Source organism: Thermomonas sp., assembly GCF_035369645.1.
Taxonomy (GTDB): domain Bacteria; phylum Pseudomonadota; class Gammaproteobacteria; order Xanthomonadales; family Xanthomonadaceae; genus Thermomonas.
This window is the reverse complement of the sequence record NZ_DAOOUM010000026.1, coordinates 25,872-35,201: the sequence shown is the minus strand read 5'-3', so window position 1 is coordinate 35,201 and position 9,330 is coordinate 25,872. Positions and strand designations below refer to the sequence as shown.

Here is a 9,330-nt window from a genome sequence, read left to right as displayed (position 1 = left end):
GCTGCAAGCCGAGTTGGATGCGTTGCAGGAGAGTTATCGCAAGGCCGAAGCTGACCGCGACGAGAAAGCCGGCTGGGCCGTGTCGCTGCAAGCCGAGTTGGATGCGTTGCAGGAGAGTTATCGCAAGGCCGAAGCCGATCGTGACGAAAAGGTGAAGTGGGCACAATCTCTGCAAGGTGAAGTCGATGTTTTGCAGATGTTGTATGCCAATGCCGAGACCGATCGTGACGAAAAAGCATTGTGGGCACACGCATTGCAGGCGGAATTGGACACGCTGCAAGGCGTGTATCGCCTGACCAAGGCCGAGCGCGATGAGCAAGCGCATTGGGCCGCGAAGTTGCAAGTAGAACTCACCAGCGCGCATGACCGTGTTGCCCAAAGTGAAGGCGCGCGTTTGCAGCAAGTGGCATCGGCGCAGGCATTGCAAGCAACGCTGGATACCCGCACGGTGCAGTTACAGCAGGCACAGGCCGATCTTGAGCACGTGCAGCAGCAACAACACGTGTTGCAGGGCCAAGTGCAGGCACTGACCGCACAACAACAACAGACCGACGCGACGCTCGCACACACGCAGCGCTGCTTGGCATCCACACAACAAGCACAGCAGCGCAGCGAAACCTACGCGCAACAGCTGGAACAGACCACGCACAGTCTACTGGCCTCGACCAGCTGGAAATTGATGCGCCCACTGCGTCGCGCGCTGGCTAGGTTGCGCGGCGTTGCCGCCGAGCCGGTGATGCCGATGCGGCCACCTGCGGCGTTGCCGATGCGTGCCGCTTTGCCACTGGCCGATGCGACCACACACACCAGTACAGCCGCCTTACTGCACGGGTTGGCCTTCCCGCAGGTGCACGCGCCCAAGGTCAGCATTGTCATTCCCACCTACGGCAAGTTGGACTACACCGCGCGCTGCTTGCACTCGTTGCTGCGCAGTGGCGATGCCGCCAGTTTTGAAGTGCTGGTGCTGGAGGATGCCTCGGGTGATAGTGACATGCAGGCGCTGCGCGACGTGCCCGGCCTGCGCTATCACGAGAACCCGGAAAATTTAGGATTTTTGCGTTCCTGCAATCAGTCGTTGACGCTGGCGCGCGGCGAATACGTGTGCTTGCTCAACAACGACACCGAAGTGCAGCCCGGCTGGTTGGATGCACTGCTGGCGGTGTTTGCACAGCACGCCGATGCGGGCCTGGTGGGCGCGAAGTTGGTCTATCCCGATGGCCGCCTGCAAGAGGCCGGCGGGATTGTCTGGCGCGATGGCAGCGCGTGGAATTTTGGGCGGCTGGATGACCCCGCGCGGGCGATTTATGGCTATGTGAAACCGGTGGACTACGTCTCCGGGGCGGCAATCCTGTTGCCACGCGCGCTGTGGCAGCAGTTGGACGGGTTTGATGTGCGTTACGTACCCGCGTACTACGAAGACACCGACTTGGCATTTCGGATCCGTGAAGCGGGCTTGCAGGTGTATCTGCAACCGGCGGCGTGTGTGGTGCACCATGAAGGGGTGTCCAATGGCACCGACACCGGCGCCGGTATCAAGGCCTATCAAGTGCGCAATGCGCAGATATTTTTTGAGCGTTGGCGCAGCGTGTTGGAGGCGGAGCATTTTGCCAACGCCGAGCATGTGTTTTTGGCGAGCGATCGCGGCCAGTGCAAACAGCGCACGGTGCTGGTGGTGGACCACTACGTGCCGCAGCCCGATCGCGATGCGGGCTCGCGCGCCACTTGGCAAGTGCTGGAACAATTGGTCGCACACGGCTGTAACGTCAAATTCTGGCCGGACAATCTGTATTTCGATCCAGACTACGCACCGGCCTTGCAGCAGCTGGGCGTAGAAGTCCTGCACGGTGGCGAATACGTCGGCAAGTTTGCCGACTGGGTGGCCGAAAACGGGCGCTATTTGGATGTCGTCATCCTCAACCGCCCGCATATTGCCGTGGACTACATTCAGCCGTTGCGCCAGCACAGCCGTGCGCGCGTGCTGTACTACGGGCACGACATCCACCATCTGCGTATGCAACAGCAATTGCAGTTGCAGCACGATGCCGCCGTGCATGCCGAGATGCTGCGTTTTCGCGATATGGAATGGGCGATGTGGCGCGACGCCGACGTGGTGTTGTATCCCTCCGATGAAGAAACCACGCACGTCCGCCACTGGCTGCACGCGCATGCGGGCAAAGCGCAGGCCTGCACCATCCCGCTATATGGCTATGCCAATGTGGCCGGTGATCAAACCACCAGCTTGGCCATGCGGCGCGACATTTTGTTTGTGGCCGGCTTTGCGCATCCGCCCAATGTGGATGCCGCCACCTGGCTGGTGCAGGACATTCTGCCGTTGGTGCAATTGCGGCATCCGCAGGTGCATTTGCATTTGGTCGGCTCCAATCCCGCGGCATCCGTGCAGGCCTTGGCAGGCCCACATGTCAGCGTGACCGGCTATGTCAGCGACACCGAATTGGCCGGGTATTACGCCCGTTGCCGCGTCGCCACCGCACCGCTACGGTTTGGCGGTGGGATGAAAGGCAAGGTGCTGGAAAGCATGTGCCACGGCCTGCCGATGGTGACCACCGGCGTGGGTGTGCAGGGGTTGGCGAAGGCAGGTTTTTTACCGCATGCCGACAGCGCACAAGCGCTTGCCGATGCCATCTGCATACTGCTGGACGACGATGCGCATTGGTGCGATATCTCCCGCGCAAGCACTGCTTTTATCGACGCAGAGTATTCCAAAGCCGCACTGTGGCGGGTGCTGGTGGAGCAGTTGGGGGCGGGGCGCGGCCGCGCGCGCAAGTACATTATGATAGATGGGTAATTCATCGTCAGCGCAGCGCGGCTTGCTACAGCACGCGCTTGGGCACTTGGCACGTAGCGCGCACGCATTTCCTCACCATACAACTCCGGAGAAATCCATGCAGTATCGCAATATTTCGATGTCCGTCCTCGCGGCTGCCGTTCTCGTGCTGGCGGCATGCTCGCAGCCGGTGCCGCCGGCTGACAATGTGTCCGCCAGTGCCCCAGCCGCAACGGCGACGCCAGAGCCGCCGGCGACCAAGGTCGAGGCGGGGGTGACGTTCTCGGTCGAACCGGGCAGCGTGCATGCTTGCCCGGGCCAAGACCGTGCAACTTCAACCGTGACGTGGGATGTACAGCGACCCGAAGTCAAACAGGTGAAAGTACTGATCAGCGATGCCACCACGCCAGGAAAGAAAACGTTGGCGATGATGGCCCCCCAGGGCGAAGCCAAGACGGGGAACTGGGTGGTTGCCGGTATGACGATCGAGCTGGTCAACGCAGAAGATGGCGCGTTGCTGGCAAGTCATACAGTCAAGGCGTTGCCGTGTAACTGACCGAAATTCATATCGTTTGAGTTTTGATAGATGACTCGCGAAACGTCTTTTCATTCAAAGCCGGCAGCGTATGTTGCCGGTTTTTTTTGTGTGCTTCCCATTCTGGCAACACTGCTGGTGGCGGCAAGTCATACGGATCTGCGGCTTTCCTTTCTGGGTAGTATGCCGCTGGTGTTGCGTTACCTCATGCTGGTGGCCGTGCCGGCCCTGGCGCTGTGGGGGCTGGTTCGGGTTAGCGGCCGCAAGCTGGCAGTTGCCACGCTCCTGCTGCTGGGTAACGCCAGTGCTTTTGTGGTTTTTGTGGGCTTGGCGCAGTCAGCGGCTTTACTGCTGCTGGTGGCCGTTGCCGCGGTGCTGGGGTGTTGTTTGTTGCCTGCAAGCGAACGACCAGAAACAGCGCAGATAGATGTCGTCTTGCTGGGAGTGTTGCTGATTGTGGGAGGGCTGGGTTGGATGCTGCCCATTCCGATGCACTCTGCAAGTCTTTATCTGGCGGTATCTTGCGCCGCGTTGGTGCTGGGTTGGCGACGCCTGTGCGTCGCTGCGGGCGGTGCTGGTCGGCAATGGTCAGCGGCGGTCGCAGCGCATCCTGCTGCGGCAGCATTCGCTGTCTTGGTGGCAGGCTTTGCGGCGATTCCTGCGTGGCTGCCATCCATGACGCCGGACGACAACGCTGCGCATTTATTGCTGTCGCAGCAATTGCGTATCGACGGTTATTCCAGGCTGGATGTCTCCAGTCAGCTCTTTGCGGTAGCACCGTGGTTCAACAATACGCTGCATGCTTTGCTGACGTTGCTGCAAGGGAGCGATGCGCGTTCTGCAGTCGGTGCGTGGTGGTTGGTGGTGGGCTGCTTGGGTGCCTATCGTTTGGCCAAAGCGCTTGGTGCGCAGCAATCTTATCCGTGGCTCGCGGCGGCGCTGTATGCAAGCCACCCACTGACTGCCTATTTTGGGATGACGCTGCAAGTCGATGGTGCATCGGCGGCACTGTTGATGCATTTGCTTGCAGCCTGTGTTGGGTTGGATTGGCGCGGCACAACGGCGAATGCATCGCCATGGGTGCTCGGTGCACTGTGTGGCGCATTGATGGCGCTGAAAATCACCAATGCAATTTATGTCGGTGTGATTGGGGTATGGCTGACTTGGCGATTTGTTGCCAAGCAAGACTACGCCCGCCTTGCATGCATGATCGCGGTTGCTGCTGTGGTTGCCGCAAGTAGCTATGTGTATGCGACGGTCATCACCGGGAATCCGGTGTTCCCGTTGTTCAATGGGATATTCAAGTCGCCGTATTTCCCGGCGATCAATTTCAATGATGTGCGCTGGCATGCGGGGGTTTCTCTGGCAAGTGCTTGGGATTTGACCTTTGCAACCTCGCGCTACATGGAAGCATTTGCCGGTGCAGCGGGCTTGTGCCTGCTGGCATTGATCGGCGCATGGTTGCTGGCACTACGCGGTGGCTGGCTGGCGGCAGTGACTGTGTTTGCATTTGCGAGCGGGTTGCTGGTGTTTTCGCAGGTGCAATATCTGCGTTATATCTTCCCGGCACTGGCGGTGTTGGGGACGGTTGCGGTTGTGGTGTTTTCTCGCTTGAGCAACCCCCGGATATGGGGAGGGGCATTGCTGTTGCTGATTGTTGCGCAGTGTGGCCTAGTGCGATCGACGACGTGGCTATTGCTCTGGGGAGCAGAGCAGCAATTATTGGCTGGCGGGCCCGAGGCAGTGCCCGACGTCGAGCGCGCCTTTGTCCCCGAACGGGCGTTGTTGCGCCGGCTTAACGCACAACAATCGCGGTATTGTCTGTTGTTTGCAGAAAAGACCACCAGCTACATTGCCTTGGCACCTGCCAAATCGCTGGCCGTGGGCTTTTATGACCCCAAGATGCGCGCCTTGGCCAAATCGGCCCAAAGCGATGTCACTGGCGGGAAGTGGATCAGCATGATCCAGAACATTGGGTTCACCCATGTCGAGTTCCGGCCGGGGCAAGCGCCGCCAGGTTTGATACCGGCTTTGCGCACGCTGGGATTCCAGTTGTTGGATAGTGAGGGTGAAGCCCAGCTATGGGCGAAGCTAGGGGCGGACCCATCGGCATGTCTTGATGGCACGATTGCGCCACGCAACGAAGTCCGCCGGTTGCTCTCACTCAAGCAATGATCTTCCTTTCCTTCCACTGCATGTGTTGTTTGGATACCTGATGCACTCCATCGCATATCACCTTGCCAAGAAGCAGGACAACTTCCAGTTGCTGCGCATCATCGCCGCGCTGATGGTGATCTACGGCCATAGCTTTGCGCTGGCGCAGGATATTGGCACGAAGGACATCTTCCTGCGTTTTGCTTGGCCGATGTATAGCGGAGATATCGCGGTGGCGATGTTCTTTGTGATTAGCGGTTTCATGGTGTCCGGGAGTTACATCGGGCGCGCCAATCTGACCGAATTCATGCTGGCCCGTTTGTTGCGCATCGTCCCGGCAATGTTGGTGGTCTTGTTGGTTTGCACCTGTGTGGGGGTTGTCTTCACCACGCTAGATGCTCGCGCCTATTTTGCATCCTCCGACACATGGCGCTATCTCGTGCAGAACTTGCGGTTCTCGTCTGACATGGTGTGGACATTGCCGGGTGTCTTTCAAGGGCATCGCTTGCAGCCGGTGAACGGGTCGTTGTGGACACTGCCAGCAGAAATGCGGATGTACCTGTTGGTTGCAGCGATGGGGGTGTTGGGATTATTGCGAGGGTGGCGGCTGGGCACGCTTGCTGTGCTGCTATTGATCATCGCCGGAATACTGCACCCACGATTGTTGCCGCTACATACCGACTGGTTACGCTTGGCCGCTTATTTTTGTGTCGGGATTCTTGCGCAATTGCACAAGGAGAGGATCGAGATCCGTCACGATGTCATGTTCGTCTTGGTATTTCTGACCTATATCAGTTACAACACCGATAGCTTCATTTGGTTGTTTGGGGCAACGGTGTCTTATTTTTGCTTCTGGTTTGCCTACCGTACGCCTTACATCGATCTTGGGAAATTTGGCGACCCGTCGTATGGCATTTATCTGTGGGGCTGGCCGCTGCAACAAGCAATGATTTCGTGGTTCCCAAGCATGACGCCTACGCCGAATTTTTTACTTGGTGCGGCAGCGGCGGTGATGATGGGTAGCCTGTCTTGGCACGCCATCGAACGACCAGCGTTGTCACTCAAGGGGCGAATCGGCCGTTGGCTTGCACGGTTGCAGGCGCGACGTGGTGTTACTGCAGCGGGAGTGGATAAAGCATGAAACAAGCAATCATTATCGTGGGTGTGTTGTGCCTGGCCGCGTGCAGTCAGGAGGTACCAAGTCCGCCTGCCCCCGCCCCCGTGCCCGCACCGGCAACAGCGCAACAGGTGCAAGCTGCGGCAAGCCGCCTGTCGCCCGACAAATTCGCCATTGCATTGACGGACGTGGATTGCACCGCTGCACCGGTCGCCATTGCGCATGTCACATGGGCCGCCGGCGCACTCGCCGCCGACGGTGTTTCCATTTATGTGGAAAGCCCCGGGAATGCCCGCAAGTTGTGGCTTGAAGGTGCCGCCAATGGCAAGGCAGATAGCGGGAAGTGGGTGTTTCCGGATAGCCGTTTCACCTTGCAAAATCGCACCAGTGGCGAGGTTCTTGCGCAGCACGATGTAGGCAAGCTTGCGTGCCCAGCGACGTGAATGAGGTGAGTGCGATGGCGCACGCTGCGGCCTACACGACGGCGGATGCCACGGCAGCATGTTCTGCAGTGGCCGTCGTCATCCCCTGCTACAAGGTTGCTACGCACATCTTGCCGTTGCTGGCGCGGATTGGCCCGGAGGTGGCTTACATCATTGTGGTCGATGATGCCTGCCCGGAAGGGTCTGGCGATGTGGTGAAGGCGCGTTGTACCGATCCCCGGGTGGAGGTGGTGTTTCATCCGCGAAATTTGGGTGTGGGGGGCGCGGTTATCACCGGATATCAACGTGCGATTGCACGCGGCGCGGCGGTCATCGTCAAGCTCGATGGTGACGGGCAAATGGATCCAGCATTGCTACCAAGCTTCGTGGCACCGGTGTTGTCTGGCAATGCCGACTACACCAAAGGCAATCGCTTTTATGACCTGCGTTACATCACCCGGATGCCGGCACTTCGCTTGGTTGGCAATGCAATGCTGTCGTTCCTCAACAAGTTCTCGACCGGCTACTGGGATATTTTTGATCCTACCAATGGTTACACCGCAATTTCGGCAAAGGTGGCGGCTGTGCTGCCGTTGGATCGCGTCAGTGCGCGTTATTTTTTCGAATCCGACATGCTGTTTCGGCTAGGAACCTACCGGGCGGTGGTGCGCGATGTACCGATGGATGCGCACTATGGCGATGAAGTCAGCAATCTGAAAATCGGCAAGGTATTGCCGGAATTCTTGCGCAAGCATGTGCGCAACTTCAGCAAGCGAATTTTCTACACCTACTTTTTGCGTGATGTGTCCGCCGCCTCACTGGAGTTGTTGGCGGGGCTCGCACTGATGGTATTTGGTGCCGGCTATGGCGGCTGGCACTGGTGGTTGTCGGTCACCACCGGTCAAGTGGCGGCGACGGGTGTGATCATGCTGGCGGCGATGCCGGTATTGATTGGCCTGCAACTGCTGCTGGCGTTCTTGTCCTATGACATTGCCAGCGTGCCCAAGCACGCGCTGTCCGCGCGTTTGCAAGTGTGCTTGCAGGAACCTCCACAATGATCAAATCCGAATTCCTCACCCCGAGCAATGTGGCATTGATCGTGGGCACCATTTTGCTGCTGTCATTGGGGCAGGTGTTGTTCAAGGCAGCATCCGCGCAGATCGTGGTGAGCCAGCCTGCAAGTTGGGTGTCATTGCCTTTGCTGGCAGCATTAGTGGTTTATGGGCTGGCCACCGGCTTATGGCTGGTGGTGCTGTCACGGGTGCCGCTGTCGTTCGCGTTTGCGTTTTACGGGCTTGCATTTTTGCTGGTGCCCTTGCTGGCGGCGTTGTTTTTGCGTGAACCTTTGCGCTGGCAGGTGTTGGTGGGCGGCATCGTCATCCTGTGCGGCATTGCCATTACGTCTTGGGGTGCGCGTACGTGATGAACGTGTGTCCAGCTTGTGGTGGCGCGCTTGTTGCTGGTCTGCGCCCTTGGCATGTGTGCTGCACCGATTGTGATTACGAAGGCAGCACACTTACGCCGCATATCCTTGAACAGGCCGATGGCGGTGATTTGGATGAGGCCGCGCGCGAACAAGGGCTTGCGCATCTGCGTAAGATCAATTTTGAGCGGCTGTTCCATTGGCTAAGCCAGCACACATCGCGCCTGTGCGGCAAGCCGCGCCTGCTGGATGTCGGCTGCGCGCATGGCTGGTTTATCGAGCGTGCGGCATCGCGCTTTGAAGTCACCGGTATCGAGCCGGATGCTGCCGTTGCGGCAGCGACGCGCGCGCGTGGTCTGCCGGTGCGCGGCGGGTTTTTCCCGGATGTGCTGACACCTGCGGAATGCTTTGATGTCATCGTGTTCAACGATGTGCTGGAACATATCCCGGACATCAATGCCACCTTGGCTGCGTGTTGGCAGCACCTAGCCCCGGGTGGCTGCGTGATTGTCAACGCACCGTCGAGCCGAGGGTTTTTGTATCGCTTATCGCGACAGTTGGCGCGGCTAGGCATGGATGCATCGTTCGGGCGCATGTGGCAGCTTGGCTTCCCATCGCCGCATGTGCACTATTTTGCCAGCGACAATCTTGCACGGCTGGCAGGCAAGGCGGGCTTCGTGCTGGAAGCGCAAACACGGCTGCCTTCGGTGGCGGTGCGTGGGCTGTATGCGCGGATTCGTTACTCGCGTGAGGTCTCTGCAATCAAGGCGCTGACGCTGACGGTTGCTATGACCTTGCTCGCGCCGTTTTTGGCGGTGTTGCCGGCAGATATCGAAGTGTGGATCCTGCGTCGCCCACAACGGGATTGATGCGGCACGGTGTTCGCTAAGCGAA

General features: G+C 58.9%; 8 protein-coding genes. All 8 read left to right on the top strand.

What is annotated here, in order from left to right; translation table 11 throughout:
* A partial coding sequence (locus tag PK789_RS06680; protein ID WP_324307896.1) for a glycosyltransferase occupies nt 1-2,806 on the top strand: 2,806 nt, incomplete at its 5' end.
* A 97-nt stretch (nt 2,807-2,903) separates the two neighbouring features.
* Entirely contained in the window at nt 2,904-3,341 is a 438-nt protein-coding gene (locus PK789_RS06675; protein WP_288968382.1) for a hypothetical protein, read from the top strand.
* A gap of 171 nt (nt 3,342-3,512) precedes the next feature.
* Entirely contained in the window at nt 3,513-5,495 is a 1,983-nt protein-coding gene (locus PK789_RS06670) for a hypothetical protein (RefSeq protein ID WP_324296329.1), read from the top strand.
* A 40-nt stretch (nt 5,496-5,535) separates the two neighbouring features.
* Nucleotides 5,536-6,615 carry an acyltransferase family protein gene (locus PK789_RS06665; RefSeq protein ID WP_324307894.1) on the top strand — a complete coding sequence of 360 codons (1,080 nt, stop codon included), beginning with the start codon at nt 5,536-5,538 and terminating at the stop codon, nt 6,613-6,615.
* A complete protein-coding gene (locus PK789_RS06660) occupies nt 6,612-7,034 on the top strand; it encodes a hypothetical protein (protein WP_288968379.1) in 423 nt (140 codons plus the stop codon). Before PK789_RS06665 ends, PK789_RS06660 begins: the two co-directional genes overlap by 4 nt.
* Entirely contained in the window at nt 7,019-8,071 is a 1,053-nt protein-coding gene (locus PK789_RS06655; protein WP_503011915.1) for a glycosyltransferase family 2 protein, read from the top strand. The genes PK789_RS06660 and PK789_RS06655 overlap by 16 nt, the downstream gene beginning before the upstream one ends.
* On the top strand, nt 8,068-8,436 hold the full coding sequence (locus tag PK789_RS06650; RefSeq protein WP_288968378.1) for an EamA family transporter: 369 nt from the start codon (nt 8,068-8,070) through the stop codon (nt 8,434-8,436). The genes PK789_RS06655 and PK789_RS06650 overlap by 4 nt, the downstream gene beginning before the upstream one ends.
* Nucleotides 8,436-9,305: a class I SAM-dependent methyltransferase gene (locus PK789_RS06645; protein ID WP_324296330.1), complete on the top strand. Its 870-nt coding sequence runs from the start codon at nt 8,436-8,438 to the stop codon at nt 9,303-9,305. The genes PK789_RS06650 and PK789_RS06645 overlap by 1 nt, the downstream gene beginning before the upstream one ends.
* The last annotated feature ends 25 nt before the right edge of the window (nt 9,306-9,330 follow it).